This is a genomic window from Pseudomonas sp. S44, from assembly GCF_016624805.1.
GTDB lineage: Bacteria > Pseudomonadota > Gammaproteobacteria > Pseudomonadales > Pseudomonadaceae > Aquipseudomonas > Aquipseudomonas machongensis.
This window is the reverse complement of sequence record NZ_JACVTY010000021.1, coordinates 38919-61829: the sequence shown is the minus strand read 5'-3', so window position 1 is coordinate 61829 and position 22911 is coordinate 38919. Positions and strand designations below refer to the sequence as shown.

The 22911-nt window shown below is 63.8% G+C and carries 22 protein-coding genes; 10 read left to right on the top strand and 12 right to left on the bottom strand.

The annotated features are described in order from the left end of the window. Window positions 1–118: 118 nt before the first annotated feature. The gene (locus IAE40_RS16595; RefSeq protein ID WP_054892920.1) at window positions 119–2998 is read right to left on the bottom strand and encodes a ribonucleoside-diphosphate reductase subunit alpha; all 2880 of its coding nucleotides are present in this window, start codon (window positions 2996–2998) and stop codon (window positions 119–121) included. Window positions 2999–3702: 704 nt separating this feature from the next. Here IAE40_RS16595 and IAE40_RS16590 point away from each other — a divergent pair. Both IAE40_RS16590 and IAE40_RS16585 read left to right on the top strand, forming a co-directional pair. Beyond that, window positions 3703–4404, top strand: coding sequence for a response regulator transcription factor (locus tag IAE40_RS16590; protein WP_054892919.1), 702 nt, complete (start codon window positions 3703–3705; stop codon window positions 4402–4404). Next, complete coding sequence (locus IAE40_RS16585) at window positions 4401–6005, top strand: ATP-binding protein (RefSeq protein WP_065861385.1); 1605 nt, start codon at window positions 4401–4403, stop codon at window positions 6003–6005. The genes IAE40_RS16590 and IAE40_RS16585 overlap by 4 nt, the downstream gene beginning before the upstream one ends. Before the next feature lie 3 nt (window positions 6006–6008). Here IAE40_RS16585 and IAE40_RS16580 read toward each other — a convergent pair whose 3' ends face one another. After that, the gene (locus IAE40_RS16580) at window positions 6009–6710 is read right to left on the bottom strand and encodes a 4'-phosphopantetheinyl transferase family protein (RefSeq protein WP_197893040.1); all 702 of its coding nucleotides are present in this window, start codon (window positions 6708–6710) and stop codon (window positions 6009–6011) included. 83 nt (window positions 6711–6793) lie between these two features. Beyond that, the gene (locus IAE40_RS16575) at window positions 6794–7585 is read right to left on the bottom strand and encodes a dienelactone hydrolase family protein (RefSeq protein WP_197893042.1); all 792 of its coding nucleotides are present in this window, start codon (window positions 7583–7585) and stop codon (window positions 6794–6796) included. 136 nt (window positions 7586–7721) lie between these two features. On the opposite strand from IAE40_RS16575, the gene IAE40_RS16570 reads away from it, so the two are divergent. The 5 genes from IAE40_RS16570 (at window position 7722) to IAE40_RS16550 (ending at window position 13001) form a co-directional block, all read left to right on the top strand. Beyond that, the gene (locus IAE40_RS16570; protein WP_153774378.1) at window positions 7722–8327 is read left to right on the top strand and encodes an outer membrane protein; all 606 of its coding nucleotides are present in this window, start codon (window positions 7722–7724) and stop codon (window positions 8325–8327) included. A 108-nt stretch (window positions 8328–8435) separates the two neighbouring features. Further along, complete coding sequence (locus IAE40_RS16565) at window positions 8436–9113, top strand: response regulator (protein ID WP_054892914.1); 678 nt, start codon at window positions 8436–8438, stop codon at window positions 9111–9113. Continuing rightward, a complete protein-coding gene (locus tag IAE40_RS16560; RefSeq protein WP_153774379.1) occupies window positions 9110–10456 on the top strand; it encodes an ATP-binding protein in 1347 nt (448 codons plus the stop codon). Before IAE40_RS16565 ends, IAE40_RS16560 begins: the two co-directional genes overlap by 4 nt. A gap of 382 nt (window positions 10457–10838) precedes the next feature. Continuing rightward, window positions 10839–12164 carry a dicarboxylate/amino acid:cation symporter gene (locus tag IAE40_RS16555; RefSeq protein ID WP_054892912.1) on the top strand — a complete coding sequence of 442 codons (1326 nt, stop codon included), beginning with the start codon at window positions 10839–10841 and terminating at the stop codon, window positions 12162–12164. Window positions 12165–12380: 216 nt separating this feature from the next. Continuing rightward, the gene (locus IAE40_RS16550) at window positions 12381–13001 is read left to right on the top strand and encodes a calcium-binding protein (protein ID WP_197893044.1); all 621 of its coding nucleotides are present in this window, start codon (window positions 12381–12383) and stop codon (window positions 12999–13001) included. A 37-nt stretch (window positions 13002–13038) separates the two neighbouring features. Here IAE40_RS16550 and IAE40_RS16545 read toward each other — a convergent pair whose 3' ends face one another. Both IAE40_RS16545 and IAE40_RS16540 read right to left on the bottom strand, forming a co-directional pair. Next, window positions 13039–13533 (bottom strand): SprT family zinc-dependent metalloprotease, encoded by a 495-nt coding sequence (locus IAE40_RS16545; RefSeq protein ID WP_054892911.1) that lies wholly within the window; start codon window positions 13531–13533, stop codon window positions 13039–13041. 127 nt (window positions 13534–13660) lie between these two features. Beyond that, complete coding sequence (locus IAE40_RS16540) at window positions 13661–14260, bottom strand: Yip1 family protein (RefSeq protein ID WP_054892910.1); 600 nt, start codon at window positions 14258–14260, stop codon at window positions 13661–13663. Between the two features lie 251 nt (window positions 14261–14511). Between IAE40_RS16540 and ttcA the strand changes: the two genes are divergently transcribed. Together ttcA and IAE40_RS16530 are read left to right on the top strand one after the other, a co-directional pair. Next, the gene (ttcA, locus tag IAE40_RS16535) at window positions 14512–15336 is read left to right on the top strand and encodes a tRNA 2-thiocytidine(32) synthetase TtcA (protein ID WP_054892909.1); all 825 of its coding nucleotides are present in this window, start codon (window positions 14512–14514) and stop codon (window positions 15334–15336) included. 4 nt (window positions 15337–15340) lie between these two features. Then, window positions 15341–16012: a DNA-3-methyladenine glycosylase I gene (locus IAE40_RS16530; protein WP_197893046.1), complete on the top strand. Its 672-nt coding sequence runs from the start codon at window positions 15341–15343 to the stop codon at window positions 16010–16012. A gap of 52 nt (window positions 16013–16064) precedes the next feature. Here IAE40_RS16530 and IAE40_RS16525 read toward each other — a convergent pair whose 3' ends face one another. The 3 genes from IAE40_RS16525 to arsC are packed head-to-tail and all read right to left on the bottom strand — an operon-like array spanning window position 16065 to window position 17426. Next, a complete protein-coding gene (locus IAE40_RS16525) occupies window positions 16065–16478 on the bottom strand; it encodes a DUF2069 domain-containing protein (protein WP_065861389.1) in 414 nt (137 codons plus the stop codon). Then, complete coding sequence (wrbA, locus tag IAE40_RS16520; protein WP_054892907.1) at window positions 16471–17076, bottom strand: NAD(P)H:quinone oxidoreductase; 606 nt, start codon at window positions 17074–17076, stop codon at window positions 16471–16473. Before wrbA ends, IAE40_RS16525 begins: the two co-directional genes overlap by 8 nt. Then, window positions 17073–17426 carry an arsenate reductase (glutaredoxin) gene (gene arsC / locus IAE40_RS16515; protein WP_054892906.1) on the bottom strand — a complete coding sequence of 118 codons (354 nt, stop codon included), beginning with the start codon at window positions 17424–17426 and terminating at the stop codon, window positions 17073–17075. Before arsC ends, wrbA begins: the two co-directional genes overlap by 4 nt. Window positions 17427–17513: 87 nt before the next feature. Here arsC and IAE40_RS16510 point away from each other — a divergent pair, with 87 nt between their 5' ends. Further along, complete coding sequence (locus IAE40_RS16510; protein WP_200603549.1) at window positions 17514–17981, top strand: TlpA disulfide reductase family protein; 468 nt, start codon at window positions 17514–17516, stop codon at window positions 17979–17981. A 140-nt stretch (window positions 17982–18121) separates the two neighbouring features. Here the strand turns inward: IAE40_RS16510 and IAE40_RS16505 are convergent, their stop codons facing one another. Genes IAE40_RS16505 through IAE40_RS16490 form a run of 4 tightly spaced genes read right to left on the bottom strand, consistent with a single transcriptional unit; the run spans window position 18122 to window position 22763 of the window. After that, window positions 18122–18526: an META domain-containing protein gene (locus tag IAE40_RS16505; RefSeq protein WP_197893052.1), complete on the bottom strand. Its 405-nt coding sequence runs from the start codon at window positions 18524–18526 to the stop codon at window positions 18122–18124. Beyond that, window positions 18523–18960: a hypothetical protein gene (locus tag IAE40_RS16500; RefSeq protein ID WP_197893054.1), complete on the bottom strand. Its 438-nt coding sequence runs from the start codon at window positions 18958–18960 to the stop codon at window positions 18523–18525. Before IAE40_RS16500 ends, IAE40_RS16505 begins: the two co-directional genes overlap by 4 nt. A gap of 25 nt (window positions 18961–18985) precedes the next feature. Next, window positions 18986–19975 (bottom strand): 2-hydroxyacid dehydrogenase, encoded by a 990-nt coding sequence (locus tag IAE40_RS16495; protein ID WP_200603548.1) that lies wholly within the window; start codon window positions 19973–19975, stop codon window positions 18986–18988. Between the two features lie 31 nt (window positions 19976–20006). Next, entirely contained in the window at window positions 20007–22763 is a 2757-nt protein-coding gene (locus IAE40_RS16490; RefSeq protein WP_197893056.1) for a response regulator, read from the bottom strand. Between the last annotated feature and the right edge of the window lie 148 nt (window positions 22764–22911).

The following is a 22911-nucleotide window of genomic DNA, read 5'->3' as shown; positions in this document are numbered from 1 at the left end:
CTTTTTATGTCTGTCTGCAGGAGAGGTGGTGGCCTCTTCGCGGGCAAGCCCGCTCCTGCAGGGTGCTGTGCCGTGGCACAGAAAGTTGAGGCTTCCCGGGGGAAGCCTCAGCCAAGCCTTACTGGCAGGCTTCGCAATCCGGCTCGTCGATGGCGCAGGCCTTCGGTACCGGGGCTGGGCCTGCGGCCTGGACCGGGGCGCTGTCGCCGCCGCTGGAAACGGCGTTGAGCTTGCCGGTGTTGATGGTCGACTTCTCGGTGCTGGTCGCGGCCAGGGCACGGAGGTAGTAGGTGGTCTTCAGACCACGGTACCAGGCCATGCGGTAGGTGACGTCCAGCTTCTTGCCCGAAGCGCCGGCGATGTACAGGTTCAGCGACTGGGCCTGGTCGATCCACTTCTGGCGACGCGAGGCGGCATCGACGATCCACTTGGTGTCGACTTCGAACGCGGTGGCGTACAGGTCCTTCAGCTCTTGCGGGATACGCTCGATCTGCTGCACCGAACCGTCGTAGTACTTCAGGTCGTTGATCATGACCGAGTCCCACAGGCCACGGGCCTTCAGGTCGCGGACCAGGTACGGGTTGATCACGGTGAACTCGCCCGACAGGTTCGATTTGACGTACAGGTTCTGGTACGTCGGCTCGATCGACTGCGACACGCCGGTGATGTTGGCGATGGTTGCGGTCGGCGCGATGGCCATGATGTTCGAGTTGCGGATGCCTTTCTGTACGCGCTCGCGGACCGGAGCCCAGTCCAGCGACTCTTCCAGGTTGACGTCGATGTACTTGGCGCCACGGGCCTCGATCAGGATCTGTTGCGAGTCCAGCGGCAGGATGCCCTTGGACCACAGCGAACCCTGGAAGGTCTCGTAGGAGCCGCGCTCATCGGCCAGGTCGCACGAGGCCTGGATGGCGTAGTAGCTGACCGCTTCCATCGACTTGTCGGCGAACTCGACGGCAGCGTCCGAGCCGTACGGGATGTGCTGCAGGTACAGCGCGTCCTGGAAGCCCATGATCCCCAGGCCGACCGGGCGGTGCTTGAAGTTCGAGTTCTGTGCCTGCGGCACCGAGTAGTAGTTGATGTCGATCACGTTGTCGAGCATGCGCACGGCGGTCTTGACGGTACGCGCCAGTTTCGCGGTGTCCAGCTTGCCATCGACGATGTGGTTCGGCAGGTTGATCGAACCCAGGTTGCACACGGCGATTTCATCGGCGTTGGTGTTCAGGGTGATCTCGGTGCACAGGTTCGAGCTGTGGACCACGCCCACGTGCTGCTGCGGCGAACGCAGGTTGCACGGGTCCTTGAAGGTCAGCCATGGGTGGCCGGTCTCGAACAGCATCGACAGCATCTTGCGCCACAGGTCTTTGGCCTGGATGGTCTTGAACACCTTGATCTTGTTGTACTCGGTCAGGGCTTCGTAGTACTCGTAGCGCTCTTCGAAGGCCTTGCCGGTCAGGTCATGCAGATCAGGAACTTCGCTTGGCGAGAACAGGGTCCACTTGCCGTCGTCGAAGACGCGCTTCATGAACAGGTCCGGGATCCAGTTGGCGGTGTTCATGTCGTGGGTACGGCGACGGTCGTCACCGGTGTTCTTGCGCAACTCGAGGAATTCCTCGATGTCCAGGTGCCAGGTTTCCAGGTAGGCGCAGACCGCGCCCTTGCGCTTGCCGCCCTGGTTGACCGCAACGGCGGTGTCGTTGACCACTTTCAGGAACGGCACGACGCCTTGCGACTTGCCGTTGGTGCCCTTGATGTACGAGCCCAGGGCGCGTACCGGGGTCCAGTCGTTGCCCAGGCCGCCAGCGAATTTGGACAGCATGGCGTTGTCGTGGATGGCCTTGTAGATGCCCGACAGGTCGTCCGGAACGGTGGTCAGGTAGCAGCTGGACAGCTGCGGACGCAGGGTGCCGGCGTTGAACAGGGTCGGGGTCGAGGCCATGTAGTCGAACGACGACAACAGGTTGTAGAACTCGATCGCACGGGCTTCGCGGTCTTTCTCCTGCAGCGCCAGGCCCATGGCGACGCGCATGAAGAACACCTGCGGCAGCTCGAAGCGCACGCCATCCTTGTGGATGAAGTAGCGGTCATAGAGGGTCTGCAGGCCCAGGTAGGTGAACTGCTGGTCACGCTCGTGATTGATGGCCTTGCCCAGGCGCTCCAGGTCGTAGCCCTTCAGTGCTGGGTCGAGCAGCTCGAACTCGACGCCTTTCTCGACGTAGGCCGGCAGGGCCTTGGCGTACAGCTCGGCCATTTCGTGGTGGGTGGCGCTGTCGGCCACGCCCAGGAAGCCCAGGCCTTCGGCGCGCAGGGTGTCCATCAGCAGGCGGGCGGTGACGAACGAGTAGTTCGGCTCGCGCTCGACCAGGGTACGGGCGGTCATCACCAGGGCGGTGTTGACGTCCTTGATGGCCACGCCGTCGTAGAGGTTCTTCAGGGTGTCGCGCTGGATCAGGTCGCCATCGACTTCGGCCAGGCCTTCGCAGGCTTCGCTGATGATGGTGTTCAGGCGTGCCATGTCCAGCGGCGCCAGGCTGCCGTCGGCCAGGGTGATGCGGATGCTTGGGTGCGGCTCGACCACGGCGTCGGTGTGGGCGCGGGTGGCGCGCTCTTTTGCGCGCTGGTCGCGGTAGATCACGTAGTCACGGGCGACTTTCTGCTCGCCGGCGCGCATCAGGGCCAGTTCGACCTGGTCCTGGATTTCTTCGATGTGGATGGTGCCACCCGATGGCATGCGGCGCTTGAACGTGGCAGTGACCTGCTCGGTCAGGCGCGCGACGGTGTCGTGGATGCGCGACGAGGCGGCGGCGGTGCCACCTTCAACTGCAAGGAACGCCTTGGTGATGGCAACGGTGATCTTGTCGTCGGTGTAGGGGACGACAGTGCCGTTGCGCTTGATCACACGCAGTTGGCCCGGAGCGGTCGCAGCCAGATCCTGGTTCGAATCAGCGGCCTGCGGCGCCTTGGCCTGCGGGTTCTCGCGAGTTGTGTCGGTTTGCATGGGTGTCTCCACAGTTTCTATATTGTTCAGGCGCCTTGTGGGCGCCCACCGTTCCATCCATCAGTTCGACCGGCCCGGGCGGGGGATGCCACGCGCACGTGCATCCGCCCGCTCGGGCTTACCGACTTCGGGACAGACTCAGGAATAAGGGGCAATCACTTGCCGCTCCCTGGCCGAAGTCAAAGATTCTGGGTCACGCCCAAAAACTGTTGCTGTCGGGTGCCAGGCGATGCCTGCAACACCCATACCCGAACAAGGCCCTGGCGGGCTTGCCTCGGTCGCGCCTCCGCAGGAGCGGTTTGGCTGCTGAAATCACCGTAAGTTCCGGCTGAAAAAACGCTTGAGTTTCTGCCTGGACTTGTGTTTGTGATTTGGGGCGAAGCCACAACATGTAGTGGTTCGCTGCAATGGGGATACAAGATAATGCGGTATTGGGGTCTTTGCAAGGCGAGCCGCTGTGGATAACTTGTGAGTACTTTGTGTGTGAAAGGTGGGTATTCGCTGTAGGCCTTGTCGCAAGAGGTTTTTGCCGGTTTCAGGCCTGTGACAGAATTTTTCGCGTGGTTGGCAGTGCCTGGGGCGGGACGTAGTATCCGGGGGCTATGTTGCCCTTTGGTGAAGGGCGGCAGCAGCCCCATCGTGGGGCAAGCCTGCACCCACCGTAGCGCACCGACAACAAAAATCTTGAACAGAGGTGACCGGCGATGGACCAGCCCAACAACCGCATCCTGATCGTCGAGGATGACCAGCGCCTGGCCGAACTCACAGCCGAATACCTGCAGGCCAATGGCTTCGAGGTGGCGGTGGAGGGCGATGGCGGACGGGCGGTGCGGCGCATCATCGACAGCCAGCCTGATCTGGTGATCCTCGACCTGATGCTCCCCGGAGAGGATGGCCTGAGCATCTGCCGGCGGGTGCGCGGGCAGTTCCCCAACCCCATCCTCATGCTCACCGCGCGCAGCGATGAACTCGACCAGATCCAGGGGCTGGACCTGGGGGCTGACGACTATATCTGCAAACCGGTGCGCCCGCGCCTGCTGCTGGCACGCATCAATGCGCTGTTGCGTCGCAGCGATGCGCCGCAGGGCAAGGGGCACGACCTGAGCTTTGGAGGGCTGCGCATCGACAACCGCCTGCGCGAGGCTTGGCTGGGCGAGCAGCCGATCGATCTGACCGGTGCCGAGTTCGACCTGCTCTGGCTGCTGGCCAGCAACGCCGGGCGGGTGCTGTCGCGCGAGCAGATCTCCACCTCGCTGCGCGGGGTGGGCTATGACGGCCAGGATCGCTCCATCGATGTGCGCATCTCCAAGATTCGCCCCAAGATCGGTGACGATCCCATCCACCCGCGCCTGATCAAGACCCTGCGCAGCAAGGGTTACCTGTTCGTCGGCGATGCCACCCCATGAATTCGATCTTCCTGCGCATCTATGGCGGCATGCTCGCGGTGCTGGTGTTGGTCGCGGTGCTGGGCGTGCTGAGCCTGCACCTGGTCAACGAGGTGCGCGCAGGCCAGCACCGCGAGGGTCTGGCGCAAGGCACCTTCAGCCTGATGGCAGACAACCTGGCGATGCAGAACGAAGTGGAGCGCAAGCGGTCGCTGGTGATCTGGGAACGCTTGCTCGGGGTGCCGCTGGACCTGGCGCCGCTGTCGATGCAGACCCTCGATGCCGGGCAGCGCAGCCGCCTGGCGCGTGGCCTGGTGGTGGTGGAGAAGACCGGCCCGCATGCGGCCAAGGTCTTGCGCCAGGTGGCGCACGAGGACGTTGTGCTGGTCGCGCAGGTCAAGCAGGTCAGCGAGCAGTTGGCCCGTGCCACGCTTTATCTGCTGGCTGACGAACTGGTGCGCTACCCGGTGACCGAGCAGCAGCAGCGGTTGGCACAGATCAGGCAGAGCAAGGGGTTCGGCTTCGACATCGCCCTGCAGCGGATCGAGCGGGTAGGGCTGGACGACGATCAGCGGCGCCGTGTAGAGGAAGGCGACACGGTAATGGCGCTGGGGCGCGATGGCGACTCGATCCGCGTATTCGCCGGTTTGTCCGGCTCGCCATGGGTGCTGGAAATCGGCCCGCTGTACCAGCTCAACCCTTATCCACCGCAATTGTTGATCCTGATCGCCTTTCTCGGCCTGTGCCTGATCGGGTTGGTGGTGTACCTGCTGGTGCGCCAGCTCGAGCGCCGTGTCTCGGGGTTGGAGATGGCGGCCTCGCGCATCGCCCAGGGCAGCCTGGAAACCCGCGTGCCGGCGGGCGATGCAGACTCGGTCGGGCGTCTGGCGGCGGCGTTCAATGGCATGGCCGAGCATTTGCAGCGTTCGCTGAGCATGCAGCGTGAGCTGGTGCGGGCGGTGTCCCACGAATTGCGCACGCCGGTGGCGCGCCTGCGCTTCGGCCTGGAGATGATCGAGAGCGCCAGCACCGAGCAGGCGCGGAGCAAACACCTGGCGGGCATGGACAGCGATATCCAGGACCTGGACCGGCTGGTCGACGAGATGCTCACCTACGCGCGCCTGGAGCAGGGCGCGCCGGCCCTGAAGTTCCAGCGCATCGACCTGGACAGCCTGCTGGATCGGGTGATCGATGAACTGGCGCCGCTACGTGCGGATGTGCGGGTGACTCGCGGGGCCTGTCAGCTGGGCGAAGACCAGTTGGCCTGGGTCGAGGCCGAACCGCGCTACCTGCATCGGGCGCTGCAGAACCTGGTGAGCAATGCCATGCGCCACGCCGAGTCCGAGGTGCGCCTGAGCTTTCAGCTCGGCCAGCAACGTTGCCGCATTGAGGTCGAGGACGACGGTCCGGGGATTCCCGAAGGCGTCTGGGACCGCATCTTCACGCCCTTCACGCGCCTGGATGACAGCCGTACCCGTGCCTCGGGAGGGCATGGCCTGGGCCTGTCGATTGTGCGGCGGATCATCTATTGGCACGGTGGACGGGCGCAGGTGGGGCGCAGCGAGGCGCTGGGTGGCGCCTGCTTCAGTCTGAACTGGCCACGACAGCAGGCGCCGGGGTGAGGCTCAGGCGCTGACAAGGCTGAGCAGGTGGCCGTCCTGCAGGCAGAACTGGCCATCCAGTTCGCGGCCGTGGTGCCACTCGCTCGACAGGTCGGTGAGCAGGCGCAGGCGTGCGTGGCCCGCGGCGTCCCACTCCAGCACTTCGGCGTGTTCGAAGTAGAAGCGTTTGAGGGTCAGGGGGTAGAGGGCCTTGAACAGGCTTTCCTTGAGCGAGAAGGTCAGCGTCACACCGAGGCCAATCCTTGAACGGTCCAGGCGCTGCAACTCGTCGGCGGTGAGAATCTCGCCCGCCAGGCGCTCGGCGCGCTCGTCGTCGAGCAGGCTTTCCTGATCCAGGCCGATGCCCTGGCAGGCGCCTTCATGGGCGACCACGGCAGCGGCCCAGCCCTGGCCATGGGTGATCGAACCTCGGATGCCGGCGGGCCAGACCGGTGAGCGGTCTTCGTGGCTGTCCGGAACATAGTCGCGGCCATCCAGGCGTTGCAGTGCCGCGCGGGCACAGACTCGGCCGGCCAGGTACTCGGCCTGACGCTTGGCCACCGAGCGCTGCAGGCTGGGGCTCTGCGCGATGCCGGCGCGCTGGAAGTCGTCGGCGGCCAGGCGCTTGGGGTCGAAGGCGCAACTGACCAGCACCGCGCCGGGGAGGGGCTGGGGTAGAGGCCAGTGGTGCTGGAGTGGGGTGCAGCAGGTGGGGAGTCTGTCCATGGGCGGTATTGTGCCAGTTCCGGCCCTTTCGCGGGCAAGCCCGCTCCTGCAGGTGCGCAAAGAATTCGTAGGGGCTTGGGCCCCTACTTGAACGCCTGCTTGAAGAACGCCTGCATGTCCTTCCAGGAGCTTTCATCTGCCGCCTTGTCATAGCCGATGTCCGGCCCGCCATGCGCGCCATGGCTCAAGCGGTCCGCATCCGGGTTGGTAAAGCCATGCTTGGCCCCGGGAATGCCAACGAACTGCATGTCTGCTCCGGCATCCTTCATTTCTTTCTTGAAGGCTTCGACCTGTTCGGCCGTGACCATGCTGTCGGCCTCGCCATGCTCGACCAGGATCTTCGCCCTGACCACGTCCGGTTTGGCCGGTGTCTGGGTGACCAGCGCGCCGTGGAAACTCACCACGCCATCGAGCTTCTCGCCCCGGCGTGCAGCGTCGAGCACTACCTTGCCGCCGAAGCAGTAGCCGATGGCGCCCAGCTGGTGCTTGTTGGTGTTGGGTTGCAGCTTGAGCAGTTCGAGCCCGGCGTCGAAGCGTCGCGCCGCTGCTGCTGGATCCTTGAGCGCTGCCGCCATGAACGCCTGGGCGTCCTGCGGGTGCTCGGTGTGCTTGCCGTCGCCATACATGTCGATGGCCAGCGCGTTGTAGCCCAGCGCCGCGAGGTCGCGGGCGCGGCGCTTGGCGTAGTCGTTCAGCCCCCACCATTCATGCACCACGACCACACCGGGGCGCTTGCCCTCGATGGCGTCGTCGTAGGCGTAGTAGCCGATCAGCGCAGTGCCGTCGGCGTCCTGGTAGCGGATCTCGCGGGTCTGTACCGCCGCCTGGGCGAAGGCGGCGCTGCACATCAGGGCCAGGGCAAGCAGTGAACGCATGAGGGGGTCTCCAGGAAAGATGCAGCCGTATCGGGTTCGTTCAGCCAAGGTTCAGCCGGGGTTCAGGAGCGGTTCAGGGCGCCCTGCTTACTCTAGCCCCCAGACCGAAACAGCGCACCTACTGGAGTAACAAAGCATGAAAGCACTCAACACCCTGATGGTTGCCATGGCTGTTTGCGCAGCTGGCGTTACCGCCACCGCCCAGGCCGACGACACCTTCGCCAGCCTGACCTACGGCCAGACCAGCGACAAGGTCCGCAAGTCCGGCCTGCTGCAACGCAACACCGACAACTTCAACGCCGACGGCATCATCGGCAAGGACAGCACCTGGGGCCTGCGTGTCGGCCAGATCAACGATCAAGGCCGCTACTACCTGACCTACGACAACGTTTCCGGCGATCACAGCGGCGTCAAGCTGCGTCAGGAAAATCTGCTTGGCAGCTACGATGTGTTCCTGCCGATCACCGACACCACCAAGCTGTTTGGCGGTGGCAGCGTGGGCGTCACCAAGCTGACCCAGACTTCCTCCGGTTATAGCCGCGACACCGACTATGGCTACGCACTCGGCCTGCAGGCCGGTGTTCTGCAACAGGTCACCGACAATACCTCGGTGGAACTGGGCTACCGTTACCTGACCAGCAATGCCGCCACCGAACTGTCTTCGCACGGTGGCCCGAAGGATGGCACCCTGCGCCTGAAGAGCAGCGCCCAGACCTACCTCGCCGCCAGCTACAAGTTCTAAGGTCGAGGCTCATCGAACCGGCAGGGGCTTCCCGTGCCGGTTCGCTGTTATGCTGTGCCGGCCCTGATCGCTCGGCGATTCGGGAGATTTAGACAGAGGAGATGCGGCATGAAATTGCTGGTGGTCGAGGACGAGGCGCTACTGCGCCATCACCTGTATACGCGTCTTGGCGAGACCGGGCATGTGGTGCAGGCGGTGGGCGATGCCGAAGAGGCGCTCTACCAGGCCGAGCAGTACAACCATGACCTCGCCGTGATCGACCTGGGCTTGCCAGGCATGAGCGGGCTGGACCTGATCCGCCAGTTGCGCAGCCAGGACAAGACCTTTCCCATCCTGATTCTCACCGCCCGCGGCAACTGGCAGGACAAGGTCGAAGGCCTGGCCGCCGGTGCCGACGACTATGTGGTCAAGCCTTTCCAGTTCGAAGAGCTGGAGGCGCGCCTGAACGCGTTGCTGCGTCGTTCCAGCGGCTTTACCCAGTCCACTATCGCTGCAGGCCCGCTGGTGCTTGACCTCAATCGCAAGCAGGCAACGCTGGACGAGCAGCCGCTGGCGCTCACCGCCTATGAATACCGGATTCTCGAATACCTCATGCGTCATCACCAGCAGGTGGTGGCCAAGGACCGTCTGATGGAGCAGCTCTACCCGGACGACGAGGAGCGCGATCCCAACGTCATCGAAGTATTGGTCGGCCGCCTGCGCCGCAAGCTCGAGGGCGACAACGGCTTCAAACCCATCGACACCGTGCGCGGCCTGGGCTACCTGTTCACCGAGCGCTGCCGATGATCCGCTCGCTGCGCCTGCGCCTGATGCTGGCCGCAGCGCTGCTGGCCCTGCTGTTCATGCTGGCGCTGTTGCCGGCGCTGCAGAAGGCCTTCAGCCTGGCCCTGCAGGAGTCGATCGAGCAGCGCCTGGCCTCGGATGTCACCACCATGATCTCGGCGGCGCGCATCGAGCATGGGCATCTGCAGATGCCCGAGCTGCTGCCCGACGAGCGCTACAACCTGCCCAGCATGGGGTTGCTCGGCTACATCTTCGACCGTGACGGCCGGTTGGTCTGGCGTTCACGCGCCACCGCCGACAAGCACATCAACTATCAACCCCGCTATGACGGGCGCGGCAACGAATTCGCGCGAATCCGCCAGGACGACGGCGACGAGTTCTTCGTCTATGACGTCGAGGTCAAGCTGCTCGGCGGCAAGAGTGCGGCGTTCAGCATCGTCGCGCTGCAACCTGTGCGCGAGTACCAGCACACCCTCGATGGCCTGCGCGAGAAGCTCTACTTGGGCTTTGGTGCGGCCTTGCTGGCATTGATGGTGCTGCTCTGGGCCGGCCTGACCTGGGGGCTGCGGTCGTTGCGTCGCCTGAGTCGAGAGCTGGACGAGGTGGAAAGCGGCGCCCGTGAAGGGCTGAGCCGTGAGCACCCACGCGAGCTGCTGCGTTTGACCGGCTCGTTGAACCGCCTGCTGCACAGCGAGCGCGAGCAACGTCAGCGTTATCGCGACTCGCTGGATGACCTGGCGCACAGCCTCAAGACTCCGCTGGCAGTACTGCAGGGGGTTGGCGAAAGCATGGGCCAGCGCAGCGACGAGCGCGAACAGGCGCGGGTACTGCAAAGCCAGATCGAGCGCATGAGCCAGCAGATCGACTACCAGCTGCAACGTGCCAGCCTGCGCAAGAGTGGCCTGGTGCGGCACAAGGTGCGCCTTGCGCCGGTGCTCGACAGCCTGTGCAACACGCTGGACAAGGTCTATCGCGACAAGCGTGTGACCGTGACCTTGAGCATTCCCGAACAGGCGTGGGTACCGATCGAGGAGGGCGCCCTGCTCGAATTGCTCGGCAACTTGCTGGAGAACGCCTACCGCCTATGCCTGGGGCAGGTGCGGATAAGCCTGGAGCAGTTGCCTGGGCAGCAGGTCTTGTGTGTTGAAGATGACGGCCCCGGTGTGCCGCCCGGCCAGCGCATGCGCATTCTGCAGCGCGGCGAGCGCCTGGACAGGCAGCATCCGGGGCAGGGAATCGGGCTTGCGGTGGTCAAGGACATCATCGACAGCTTCGATGCCCGGCTTACGCTGGATGATTCGCCCCTGGGCGGGGCGGCATTCAGGATCGTGTTCAACCTGGAGTGATCTTGCGGCGGGGGGCTCTTTGCGGGCAAGCCCGCTCCTGGATAGCTGATGAATCCAACCCCTGGGGGCTTGCCCGCGAAGCCCCAAGCGTATGCCCGCATCGGGCGGATTCCCGCCATCGTCCTTGTACGAATCTCGCCACCGGGCGGAAATCCGCCAATCCATCCCTGTCGATTCGCCCTGTCCTTGGGCAGAAATTTCCCGAAAACACGGGCCTTGCACCTGATTCGGGCATTTTGGCATCACCCTTGCTACAGATCTGGCAGAGGCCTGCTCAGGCAGCTCGAACACAACGACAAATCCCTCCAGGTGCAGGAGGGTTCGCGCTTTAGGTGCCTCGCCCTGGGAAGGGTGAAACGGCACACTTGAGGATAATTAAGCCATGACGAAACGTCAGCCGCTGTACAAGTCCCTGTATGTCCAGGTGATCGTTGCAATCACCATCGGCATTCTGCTCGGCCACTACTACCCCGAAACCGGTGTCGCCCTCAAACCCCTGGGTGACGGCTTCGTCAAACTGATCAAGATGGTCATCGCCCCGATCATCTTCTGTACCGTGGTCAGCGGCATCGCCGGCATGCAGAGCATGAAGTCGGTCGGCAAGACCGGCGGCTATGCACTCCTGTACTTCGAGATCGTCTCCACCATCGCCCTGATCATCGGTCTGGTCGTCGTCAACGTGGTTCAGCCTGGCGCTGGCATGCACGTCGACGTCAGCACCCTGAACGCCAGCAGCGTCGCAGCCTACGCCGCCGCAGGTGCACAGCAGACCACCGTCGGCTTCCTGCTCAACGTCATCCCTAACACCGTGGTCGGTGCCTTCGCCAACGGCGACATCCTCCAGGTCCTGATGTTCTCGGTGCTGTTCGGCTTCGCCCTGCACCGCCTGGGCAGCTACGGCAAGCCAGTGCTCGAGCTGATCGACCGCTTCGCCCATGTCATGTTCAACATCATCAACATGATCATGAAGCTGGCGCCGGTCGGTGCCTTCGGTGCCATGGCCTTCACCATCGGCCAGTACGGCGTGGGATCGCTGGTGCAGCTGGGCTACCTGATGGCCTGCTTCTACATCACCTGCCTGGCGTTCATCCTGATCGTCCTCGGCGGTATCTGCCGCGCCCACGGCTTCAGCGTCCTCAAGCTGATCCGCTACATCCGTGAAGAACTGCTGATCGTATTGGGTACTTCCTCCTCGGAATCGGCCCTGCCACGCATGCTGACCAAGATGGAGCGCCTGGGCGCGAAGAAATCCGTGGTTGGCCTGGTGATTCCGACCGGCTACTCGTTCAACCTGGACGGCACCTCGATCTACCTGACCATGGCTGCGGTGTTCATCGCCCAGGCCACCGACACCACCATGGACATCACTCACCAGATCACCCTGCTGCTGGTGCTGCTGGTTGCGTCCAAAGGTGCTGCTGGCGTTACCGGTTCGGGCTTCATCGTCCTGGCCGCCACCCTGTCCGCCGTTGGCCACCTGCCGGTTGCCGGCCTGGCGCTGATCCTGGGTATCGACCGCTTCATGTCCGAAGCCCGCGCCCTGACCAACCTGATCGGCAACGCCGTTGCCACCGTGGTCGTGGCCAAGTGGGTGAAGGAGCTGGACACCGACAAGCTGCAATCGGAACTGGCTTCCGGCGGTGCACCGCTGGTTGAAACCCGTCCGACCGACGACCTGGGCGTTGCTGAAGGCCCGGCTACTCGCTGATAGCGGTTGTAGTGAGGTGAAAGAGGCGACCTTCGGGTCGCCTTTTTTCATGCTTTCGCTCAACCCTTGAGCGGACACTTGTTACCACGTGTATCTAGATAATTACCTGACGCTGATAGCTGACTATCGATAGATTCGAGTGTGCCGCGAGGGTATTGCAAAAAGCACGACCTTGTCGCGATGCATTCATTTCATACGGTTCAGGGAGTTCAGGTAATGCTCAAGCCCAGTGATGGAAAAGCAAGTAACGGGTTGCGGCTCGAAGGTGATGACCACAGTGATCATCTGGTTGGCCTATACAGCGATGATGTGATCAGGGGCCGTGGCGGTCACGATGTACTGGAAGGAGGCAATGGAGATGACATCCTGTTCGGTGGTCCAGGTAGCGACGTGCTGAATGGGGGCGAGGGCGGTGACCTACTGTTCGGAGGTGACGGCGCCGATGTGCTTATCGGCGACACTGGTAATGACGCCCTGCTCGCAGGTGAGGGGGATGACCTGCTCGAGGGTGGGCCAGGTGCCGATGTGCTGAGCGGTGGTCGAGGTGCCGATCTCTTCGTGTTTTCAAAGTTGGCTGACATGGGCCTCGGCAATCGACGGGATATCATCACCGACTTCAATGGTGCAATGGGGGATCGCATTGATCTGCGTGGATTGGCAGCGTCCTCTGGCCTTGTCGGCTTCACCTTTATTGGTGATGCTCCTTTTACCGAAAAAGGCCAACTGCGTTTCGAGCACGGGCTGCTGTCGGGTAATGTCCGCGGCGGTCTCGCGCCAGATTTCGAAATCGAACTGATTGGTGTTGAACACTTCACGACCGCGTATCTGATCCTCTGACATCCTCGTCTATCGAGGTCACAGGTGGTAGTAGTGTCTATTCGACGCGTGTCTCGCCGCTGTACACCAGGATCTCCCGGCAGCGCCGGCACAGATAGCGTCGCCCCTGGCGCACCAGCTTGTGCCGCTGGGCGCTGAACGCAAAGTCGCTGTCTGCGCAGGGGCAGCGGTAGATATAGCGGGTTGCCACGCGGCGCTGCACCTCATAGTTGTGGCAGCGGTTGGGCGGCAGTTCATACACCCCGCGCATGATCAGTTGCCACTCCTCGCCATGGGCCTGGATGCGGTCACCGAACAGTTGATGGGCGATCAGGTGGGCGACTTCATGGGCCACGGTCTGGCGCAGGAAGTCATCCTGGTTCTCGCGGTACAGCTGCAGGTTGAAGCGCAGCAGGTTCTCGTGCAGATGAGCGACACCGGCCTTCTGGCCGCGCAGCTTGAAGCTGACTTCCGGGCGCGGGAAGGGGCGTTTGAAGAAGGTTTCGGCTTGCTGGTAACAGGTTTCGACGCGTTGCTTGAGTAGCTCGGGCATGGCGGGATGATTCTCCTGACGCGCCATTATGCCGCAAGCCCTGCACGCTTGCCGAGCCGCCGGTCAGCACGAAGCCAGAGGCCGCCAAAACGGCGGCCTCTGGCCCGACGCCCCAGTGTTGGTGTTTCTAATTGGTGTAGACCGGCCCCACGCCAAGCCCCCAGATGATCACGGTGGCGGCCATGATCGCCACCAGCACCACCAGGCCCACCGCCAGCACGGAGCTGGAGAACAGGAAGCCTTCGTCGGTGGGGATGTTCATGAAGGTCGGCAGCCCGACATACAGCAGGTAGACCGTGTAGCAGATGGCCGCTGTCCCCAGCAGCATGCCCAGCCACAGGTGAGGGTAGAGCGCCGCCAGGCCGCCGAGGAACAGTGGCGTGGCGGTGTAGGTGGCAAAGGCGATGCACTGTGCCATAGAGGGGTTGGCATCGTAGGTGCGCGCCATCCAGTGGATGAAGGCACCCATCACCGCCACCCCGGCGAGCATCGCCAGGTAGGACATGACGCTCATCCACAGCGCGCTTTCCATGGTCAGCATCACCGGTGGTCGGTCACCGATCACCCAGCCGACCTGGGTGGTGCCGATAAAGGCGGACACCGCCGGAATCGCCGCCAGGATCAGGGTGTGGGTCAGGTACATGTGGCTGATGCTTTCTTCTTCACCGCGAATCTCTCGCCATTCCTGGTCGGGATGGGTAAACAGCCCCAGAACGTGATGGATCATGCCGGTCACTCCTATCGTCGTCGCCAAACGCCCCCCAAGCGGAGCGCCTGTGGCCGAGGCCAGGCAACCGATCAAGCGGTAATATGGCCTTATGTCGCAGTATAGGAAGCAGAACCCGGCACAAACCCGGCTTTTTAGAGCAAATCGCGCTGTTGGCGGCGCTGTTGATTCTTTATCGGAATGGCCTACGCCTGTGCTCGGTTTGTGCGTAAAATAGCCGGCTTTTGTCACACCTCGCGGATCCAAGCGCTATGGGCACCCTCTCGGTCAACCAGAACAAACTGCAAAAACGCCTGCGTCGTCTAGCCGGCGAAGCCATCACCGACTACAACATGATCGAGGATGGCGACAAGGTCATGGTCTGCCTGTCCGGCGGCAAGGACAGCTACACCATGCTCGATGTTCTGCTGCACCTGCAGAAGGTGGCGCCGATTTCGTTCCAGATCGTCGCGGTGAACATGGACCAGAAGCAGCCAGGCTTCCCCGAGCATGTGCTGCCGGCCTACCTCAAGACCCTCGGCGTCGAGTACCACATCGTCGAGAAGGACACTTACTCGGTGGTCAAGGAACTGATCCCCGAAGGCAAGACCACCTGCTCGCTGTGTTCTCGCCTGCGCCGTGGCACGCTGTACACCTTCGCCGACGAGATTGGTGCGACCAAGATGGCGCTCGGCCACCACCGCGACGACATCGTCGAGACCTTCTTCCTCAACATGTTCTTCAACGGCGCGCTCAAGGGCATGCCGCCCAAGCTGCGCGCCGACGATGGCCGCAACGTGGTGATCCGCCCGCTGGCCTACTGCAGCGAGAAGGATATCCAGGCTTACTCGGACATGAAGGAATTCCCGATCATCCCGTGCAACCTGTGCGGTTCGCAGGAGAACCTGCAGCGCCAGGTGGTCAAGGACATGCTGGTGGAGTGGGAGCGCAAGCACCCGGGGCGTACCGAGAGCATCTTCCGCGCCCTGCAGAACGTCGCGCCCTCGCAACTGGCCGACCGCGACCTGTTCGACTTCACCAGCCTGAAGATCGACGAGAGCGCCACCCCGCGCTTCCTCGACGTGCTGAACATCTGACCTCATGCGCGACTATCAGTGGCTGCATGAGTACTGCATCAATCGCTTCGGCTCGGCCAAGGCGCTCGAAGCGTTCCTGCCGCAACCGCGCACGCCGGCGCAGTTGCGCGACATCACTGACGACCGCTACCTGTCGACCCTGGCCCTGCGCGTGTTCCGCGCCGGGCTCAAGCACAGCCTGGTGGACGCCAAGTGGCCAGCGTTCGAACAGGTGTTCTTCGGTTTCGACCCGCAGAAGGTTGTACTGATGGGCGCCGAGCATCTGGAGCGCCTGATGCAGGACGAGCGCATCATCCGCCACCTGGGCAAGCTCAAGAGCGTGCCGCGCAATGCGCAGATGATCCTCGATGTGACGAAGGAAAAGGGCAGTTTTGGTGCCTTCATCGCCGACTGGCCCGAGACCGATATCGTCGGCTTGTGGAAGTACCTGGCCAAGCATGGCAACCAGCTCGGTGGCCTGTCGGCGCCGCGCTTCCTGCGCATGGTCGGCAAGGATACCTTCATCCCCACCGAGGACATGGCAGCAGCCTTGATCGCGCAGAAGGTGATCGACAAGCAGCCCACCAGCCAGCGCGACCTGGCGCTGGTGCAGCAGGCGTTCAACCAGTGGCATGAAGAGAGTGGCCGGCCGCTGTGCCAGTTGTCGGTGATGCTGGCGCATACCGTCAATCATTGAGTCCTCGCTGAAGCCATCACGGGCTTGCCCCGCGATGGCTTTAACACTGAGCTCAGCTACCTTCCCCGGCCATCCGCCGCTCGAACTGAAACTTCCAGCGCACGTACAGCAACCCGCTGACGAACAACCCCAGGCTCACCAGCACCTCGATCCAGCCAAACAGCGCCCGAGCCGGGTCGAACGCTGCCAGCACGCCCTTGATGAAATAGATGTTCACCACAAAGCAGGTCCAGGCATGCGCCCGGGCGCTGCCGCTGAGCATGCCTGGCAGTAACAGCAGTAGCGGAATCAGCTCGATGGCCAGGATCACTTCGACCCGCGCCCCATGCAGGTCGGCGAACCACAGGTTGTTCACCACCAGCAAGGCGATCAGGCCGAAGAAGCAGGCCAGGCTCAGCGCCCGGGTCAGGCGCAGGCGCGGGGCCAGCCAGTCGAGTGCAGGCAGGACCTTGGGCTTTCTAGCCACGCTCGCCACCCAGGGCCTTGGCCGTGTTGGCCAGCCGTTGGCCGAGCGCCCTGCACAGGGCGATCTCGTGTTGGTCCAGCTCGCGCTTGCCATCGGCACCGGCATGATGGCTGGCGCCGTAGGGCGTGCCGCCGCCACGGGTTTCGAGCAGGGCCGATTCGCTATAGGGCAGGCCAGTGACCAGCATGCCGTGGTGCATCAGCGGCAGCAGCATCGACAGCAGGGTGGTTTCCTGGCCGCCATGCAGGCTGGCAGTGGAGGTGAACACCGCCGCAGGCTTGCCGACCAGTTCACCGCCTAGCCACAGGCTGCTGGTGCCGTCGAGGAAGTACTTGAGCGGCGCGGCCATGTTGCCGAAGCGGGTCGGGCTGCCCAAGGCAAGCCCCGCGCAGTGGCGCAGGTCGTCCAGCGTGGCGTAGAGCGCGCCGCTGGCGGGGATGTCCGGCGCCACGGCTTCGCACTCGGTGGAAATCGCCGGCACCGTGCGCAGGCGCGCTTCCAGGCCCGCCATCTCGACACCGCGGGCGATGTGCCGGGCCATCTCGCTGGTGGAGCCGTGGCGGCTGTAGTACAGGACCAGGATGAATGGATCGTTCACGGCAGGATCTCCAGGACTTTCTCGGGGGGCCGACCGATCACGGCCTTGTCGCCGGCGACCAGGATCGGGCGTTCGATCAGTTTCGGATGCTGGACCATGGCGTCGATCAGCTGCGCATCGGTGAGCGCGGGGTTGGCCAGGTCCAGGGCCTTGTATTCGTCTTCGCCGCTGCGCAACAACTGGCGCGCGCCGATGCCGAGCTTGCCAAGCAGCGCCTTGAGCGTGGCGGCGTCGGGCGGGGTTTCGAGATAGCGCACCACGGTCGGGGCCAGGCCGCGTTCTTCCAGCAGTTCAAGGGCACCGCGGGATTTGGAGCAGCGCGGGTTATGATAGAGGGTCAAATCGGTCATGACGGGTCGCATCCAGCTGGGTGTGGCGGCTATTCTAACCGCAGCGACCGACATTTCATGCCTTAAAACTTCGAGAAGGATTGACCCATGGCAAGGCGTTTGGCAGCTGCACTGGCCATCACCGCGAGCCTTTTGCTCGGCGGCTGCGGTGCGGACTACGGCGTGGACCAGCACGGCAATATGGTGAAGGCCGAGCAGATCGACGGGCACTGGCTGGTGCTCAACTACTGGGCCGAGTGGTGCGGACCTTGCCGCACCGAGATCCCCGAACTGAACACGGCGGCCAAGCAATGGTCTGCCCAGGGCATCAAGGTGGTAGGGGTGAACTTCGACGGGCTGCAGGGCGACGACCTCAAGCAGGCCGTGCAGGCCCTGGGCATCGACTTCACCGTGCTGGCCCAGGACCCGGCCGAGCGTTACGAGCTGCCTCGCAGCGAAGCACTGCCGGTGACCTACATCATCGACGACAAGGGCAAGGTGCGTGAGCAGTTGCTCGGTGAGCAGACGCTCGAAGGGCTGCAGGCGAAGATCAAGACGCTCAAGGGCGGCGCCTGACCTGTTGTCGGGGCTGCTTCGCAGCCCATTCGCGGCACGAGGCCGCTCCTACAAGAGCTCCGCAACTTCTGAATACTGCGGTGTTACTTGTGGGAGCGGCCTCGTGCCGCGAATGGGCCGCGCAGCGGCCCCGATGCACTTCAGCCTTCCTCAGGCCAGAAGCGCAGCGGCTTGCCTTCGGCCGGCCAGAAGCGGATCTGCTCGATCGCCGACACATCCCAGCGCTGCACCGTTTCCAGGGCCTGGAGGAAGCGCTGCTCCTGCTCCATCAATGCCGGTGCACACAGCTTGCGGGTCTTGCCGACCTTGCCGAAGCTCAATTGGTCGCCGTCCAGGGTATAGCTGGCGAACCAATGGTTGCAGCCGGCATTGCCATAGGCGCGGCCATCATCGGCCAGGGTGAGGGTCAGGTGGCTGTAGTCGATCAGCGGGCGTTCGCCGATCCACTCCAGCACATAGCTGCGCTCCTGCTGCAGTTTGGAAGGCTGCGCCGCGCAGCCGAACAGGCCGCCGAGTAGCGCGGCGCAGATCAACAGGTGTTTCACTGGGCGCTTCCCTGACAGTTGCGGCACAGGTGGCGCTCGCCCTGGCTGCTCCAGCCCAGTTCTGCGATGCGTGCATTGGCAGCGGGCTGGCGGGCCTTCTTGCCGAGCTTGGCATCGACGGCGAACTCGAAGTCGAGCAGGGCCTCGCAGCTGTCGCACTTGACCTGCCAGGTGAGGATTTCCAGTTCGTTGAACACCGGGCCGCTGGCCACGGCAACCCACTGGCCGCGCGGGTTGATCAGGTGGCGAACGCTCTCGACGGTCAGGCGCATGGACAGGTCCTTGCTGCCTTTGAGCGTCACCAGCAGGACGTCGCCTTTGTGCATCGATCCGCCGTTGCCGGTTACCTGGTAGCGGCCTGGCACCAGCGCGCGGCATTCGATCAGGGTGTGTTGCGGGTTGAAAAGGGTGTAGCGGAAATCGTGCTCGACCATGGGTCCTCCAGAAATGCCGCGTATCCTACCCTGTGACCGTGTTTTGCGCATCGCCTGCTGCCCAGCGGGCGATGTTGTCCAGGGTGGTCGCGGCAATCGCTTCCAGCGCTTCGCGGGTCAGAAACGCCTGGTGCGCGGTGACGATCACGTTGGGGAAGGTCAGCAGCCGGGCCAGCACATCGTCCTGCAGTGGTAGGTCGGAGCGGTCCTCGAAGAACAGTTGCGCCTCTTCTTCATAGACATCCAGGCCCAGGTAGCCGAGCTGGCCGCTCTTGAGCGCGTCGATCAGCGCCGGGGTATCGACCAGCGCACCGCGCCCGGTGTTGATCAGCATGGCACCGGGCTGCAGGCGCGCGAGGCTCTCGGCGTTGATCAGATGACGGGTATGCTCGGTGAGCGGGCAATGCAGGCTGATGATCCGTGCCTGGCCAAGCAGTTCGGGCAGTTCCAGATAGCGGGCACCGAGGGCCAGCAGCTCGGGGTTGGGGTAGGGGTCGTAGGCCAGCAACTGGCAGCCGAAGCCGGCCATGATGCGGGCGAACGCAGCACCGATCTGCCCGGTGCCGACCACGCCCACGGTCTTGCCGTGCAGGTCGAAGCCGGTCAGGCCATGCAAGGTGAAATCGCCTTCGCGGGTGCGGTTGTAGGCGCGGTGCAGGCGGCGGTTGAGGGCCAGGATCAGCGCTACCGCGTGCTCGGCCACGGCGTGCGGCGAATAAGCTGGGACGCGCACCACCGTCAGCCCAAGGTGTGCTGCAGCCGCCAGGTCGACATGGTTGTAGCCCGCCGAACGCAGGGCGATCAGCCGTGTACCACTGCTGGCCAGGCGTTGCAGGACTTCGGCGCCCAGATCGTCGTTGATGAAGGCGCAGACTACCTCGAAGCCCTGGGCCAGTGGGGCGGTGTCCGGGGTGAGGCGAGCGGACTGGAAATGCAGCTCCAGCGCGCTGCTGGCCGCGGCCTGGGTGAAGCTTTCCTGGTCGTAGTGCTGGCTGCTGAACAACAGGACGCGCATGGTGGGGATTCCTTCGGTGTGTCGTCGACGATCAGGCACGCAGGTGCGCCTGCTCCGCCAGCCGGTGGATGGCGCGCTCCAGGTCATCCAGCGCCTGCAATGCCTGAGGGCTGTCCTGCTTGAGCAGCGTCTCGCTGCGCTGACAGGCGGCCCGCAATTGTGGGACGCCGCAATAGCGCGAAGCGCCGTTGAGGCGGTGAACGCGCTCGATCATCGCCGAACGATCGCCTTGTTCGCGGGCGCTGCGGATGGCCTGGCGATCACCTTCCAACGAGGCCAGCAGCATCGCCAGCATGTCGGCGGCCAGGTCCGCTTTGCCGGCCGCCAGGCGCAAACCCTCTTCGTGGTCGAGCACCTTGAGCTCGTTGCCATCGGGAAAACGTTCAGTGGCGCGGTCCAGTGAGGGCGTACCGAGGCTCAGGCCGGTCCATTTCATCACCACTTGGGCCAGCTGGCGCTCGCTGATCGGCTTGGTCAGGTAGTCATCCATGCCACTGTGCAGCAGGGCGCGCTTTTCGTTGGCCATGGCGTGGGCTGTCAGGGCGACGATAGGCAGGGGCGGGCCACTCTGGCTGGCTTCCCAGCGACGGATCTGCTCGGTGCAGGCGCAGCCGTCCATGCCGGGCATCTGCACATCCATCAGCACCAGGTCGAAGGGTTCGTCCTGCACGGCCTGGACTGCCGCGAAGCCGCTGTCTACCGCCACGACTGCGGCGCCCATGCCTTCGAGCAGGGTCTGCACCAGCAGCAGGTTGGCCGGGTTATCGTCGACACAGAGGATCCTTGGCACCCGCGAGCCGGCAGTGTGCCGCGGTTCGCTGCTGGGGCGGGTCGGTTGCACCAGTTCCAGCAGCAGGCGGCGCAACTTGCGGGTGCAGGTGGGCTTGGACAGCAATTGGCCATGGGCATTGGGCAGGAACGGGTGATACAGCGCCTGCTCGGTGGTCGGGCACAGCACCACGCACTGGCAGCCCAGGCGTTCGAGTTGTTGGTGATACTGGCCGAGCTGGTCGGGCGAGAGGTTGCCCAGGTTGGCGCCAAGCACGGCGAATTCGAAGGGTTGGCCGGCCTGGCTGGCGGCCTGTACGCCTTGCAGCAACTGCTCGAACGACGAGAACAGGCTGACGCTCAAGCCACAGTCTTCAAGCTGGTGTTCCAGGGCCTGACGGGCCAGTTCGTGGCCGTCGACGATCGCTGCGCGACGGCCCAGCAACGCTTGCAGGGGCATTTCCTCGGCGTCGTCGTGGGCCTTGGGCAGGCTCAGGTTGATCCAGAACTGCGAGCCTTCGCCCGGCGTGCTGTCGACGCCGATCTCGCCACCCATCTGTTCGATCAGGCGCTTGGAGATCACCAGGCCAAGGCCGGTGCCGCCAGGTTGGCGCGACAGCGAGTTGTCGGCCTGGCTGAAGGCCTGGAACAGGGTGCGCACGTCCGCCGGTGACAGGCCGATGCCGGTGTCCTGCACGCTGATGCGCAGTTGCGCGGTGTCTTCGTGCTCGTCTTCGACCATGGCGCGCACGACGATCGTGCCTTCGCGGGTGAACTTGATGGCGTTGCTTACCAGGTTGGTGAGGATCTGCTTGAGCCGCAGCGGATCGCCAACCAGCGACAGAGGCGTGTCGCGGTACACCAGGCTGACCAGCTCCAGCTGCTTGGCGTGGGCCGCCGGGGCGAGGATGGTCAGGGTGTCCTGGATCAGGTCGCGCAGGTTGAAGGGGATGCTGTCGAGCACCAGCTTTCCGGCTTCGATCTTGGAGAAGTCGAGAATCTCGTTGATGATCCCCAGCAGGTTGTCGGCGGACTTTTCGATGGTGCCCAGATAGTCGAGCTGGCGAGGCGTGAGCTCGCTCTTTTGCAGCAGGTGGGTGAAGCCGAGGATGCCATTGAGCGGGGTGCGGATCTCGTGGCTCATATTGGCGAGGAATTCGGATTTGATCCGGCTGGCCTCCAGAGCCTCCTTGCGCGCCATGTCCAACTCGATGTTCTGGATCTCGATGGTCTCCAGGTTCTGGCGCACGTCCTCGGTGGCCTGGTCGATGCTGTGCTGCAGTTCTTCGTGGGCGTTGTGCAGGGTTTCGGCCATGCGGTTGATCCCGGCCGCCAGCTCGTCCAGCTCGACGCTGCCCATGGGCGGCAGGCGTTCTTCGAGATTGCCCTCCTTGAGCTGGGTGACCGCGTGCTTGATGCGCCCGATCGGGCCGTTGATCGCCCGGCTCATGCGCAATGCCAGCAGCACCGTGAGGCTCAGGCAGGCAAAGATCAGCAGCAGGCTGGTGAACAGGTTGCGATAGCCGCGCAGGAGCGTGCCGTCGTGGGACAGTTCGATTTCGACCCAGCCAAGCAAGCGCTCGGATTCGTTGGGCACGGCTTCGGTGGCCAGGTCGCGGTGATGGCCGAAAACCGGCATCAGGTAGCGCGTGGCGTCGTTGCCGGTGCGTTGCAGCAGTTGCGTACCGGTGCCGCCACTGGGCGGCTGGTTGAGCATGCTGGGGCCGGCATGGGCCAGGCGCGAACGGTCCGGGGCCAGGAAAGCCACGGCACGCACATCGGTCTGCTCCAAAGCCTCGGCGGCGATGCGCTCGAGCTGCGCTGGCGCTTCCTGGGCCAGGGCGGGGGCTGCGAGCGGTGCCAGTTGCTCGGCGATCATCTTGCCGCGTTGCAACAGTTGGGTGCGCAGTTCGTTCTGCTGCAACCAGGTGAAATAAATGCCCAGCACCAGCGCCATCAGCCCGGCGGGCAGTAGGGCCAGCAGCAGGACGCGGCTTCTGATTCCCAAACGATCGAGCACACCTGTCTCCTGTCATGTGCGTGCGGGCCGTCGCGAGTGGACGGGATCCCGCAGAACGTTACTCCGCACGCACCGGTAATGCACTTTGTTTGTGCGGGTTTTTTATGGCGCGCGGCGCTGGCAACGGCATTGGTCGACACTCGGTTGC

Bases quoted from the DNA above. Each gene is read 5' to 3' on its own strand.
- IAE40_RS16595 (WP_054892920.1), bottom strand. From the start codon at position 2,998: ATGCAAACCGACACAACTCGCGAGAACCCGCAGGCCAAGGCGCCGCAG.
- IAE40_RS16590 (WP_054892919.1), top strand. From the start codon at position 3,703: ATGGACCAGCCCAACAACCGCATCCTGATCGTCGAGGATGACCAGCGC.
- IAE40_RS16585 (WP_065861385.1), top strand. From the start codon at position 4,401: ATGAATTCGATCTTCCTGCGCATCTATGGCGGCATGCTCGCGGTGCTG.
- IAE40_RS16580 (WP_197893040.1), bottom strand. From the start codon at position 6,710: ATGGACAGACTCCCCACCTGCTGCACCCCACTCCAGCACCACTGGCCT.
- IAE40_RS16575 (WP_197893042.1), bottom strand. From the start codon at position 7,585: ATGCGTTCACTGCTTGCCCTGGCCCTGATGTGCAGCGCCGCCTTCGCC.
- IAE40_RS16570 (WP_153774378.1), top strand. From the start codon at position 7,722: ATGAAAGCACTCAACACCCTGATGGTTGCCATGGCTGTTTGCGCAGCT.
- IAE40_RS16565 (WP_054892914.1), top strand. From the start codon at position 8,436: ATGAAATTGCTGGTGGTCGAGGACGAGGCGCTACTGCGCCATCACCTG.
- IAE40_RS16560 (WP_153774379.1), top strand. From the start codon at position 9,110: ATGATCCGCTCGCTGCGCCTGCGCCTGATGCTGGCCGCAGCGCTGCTG.
- IAE40_RS16555 (WP_054892912.1), top strand. From the start codon at position 10,839: ATGACGAAACGTCAGCCGCTGTACAAGTCCCTGTATGTCCAGGTGATC.
- IAE40_RS16550 (WP_197893044.1), top strand. From the start codon at position 12,381: ATGCTCAAGCCCAGTGATGGAAAAGCAAGTAACGGGTTGCGGCTCGAA.
- IAE40_RS16545 (WP_054892911.1), bottom strand. From the start codon at position 13,533: ATGCCCGAGCTACTCAAGCAACGCGTCGAAACCTGTTACCAGCAAGCC.
- IAE40_RS16540 (WP_054892910.1), bottom strand. From the start codon at position 14,260: ATGATCCATCACGTTCTGGGGCTGTTTACCCATCCCGACCAGGAATGG.
- ttcA (WP_054892909.1), top strand. From the start codon at position 14,512: ATGGGCACCCTCTCGGTCAACCAGAACAAACTGCAAAAACGCCTGCGT.
- IAE40_RS16530 (WP_197893046.1), top strand. From the start codon at position 15,341: ATGCGCGACTATCAGTGGCTGCATGAGTACTGCATCAATCGCTTCGGC.
- arsC (WP_054892906.1), bottom strand. From the start codon at position 17,426: ATGACCGATTTGACCCTCTATCATAACCCGCGCTGCTCCAAATCCCGC.
- IAE40_RS16510 (WP_200603549.1), top strand. From the start codon at position 17,514: ATGGCAAGGCGTTTGGCAGCTGCACTGGCCATCACCGCGAGCCTTTTG.
- IAE40_RS16500 (WP_197893054.1), bottom strand. From the start codon at position 18,960: ATGGTCGAGCACGATTTCCGCTACACCCTTTTCAACCCGCAACACACC.
- IAE40_RS16495 (WP_200603548.1), bottom strand. From the start codon at position 19,975: ATGCGCGTCCTGTTGTTCAGCAGCCAGCACTACGACCAGGAAAGCTTC.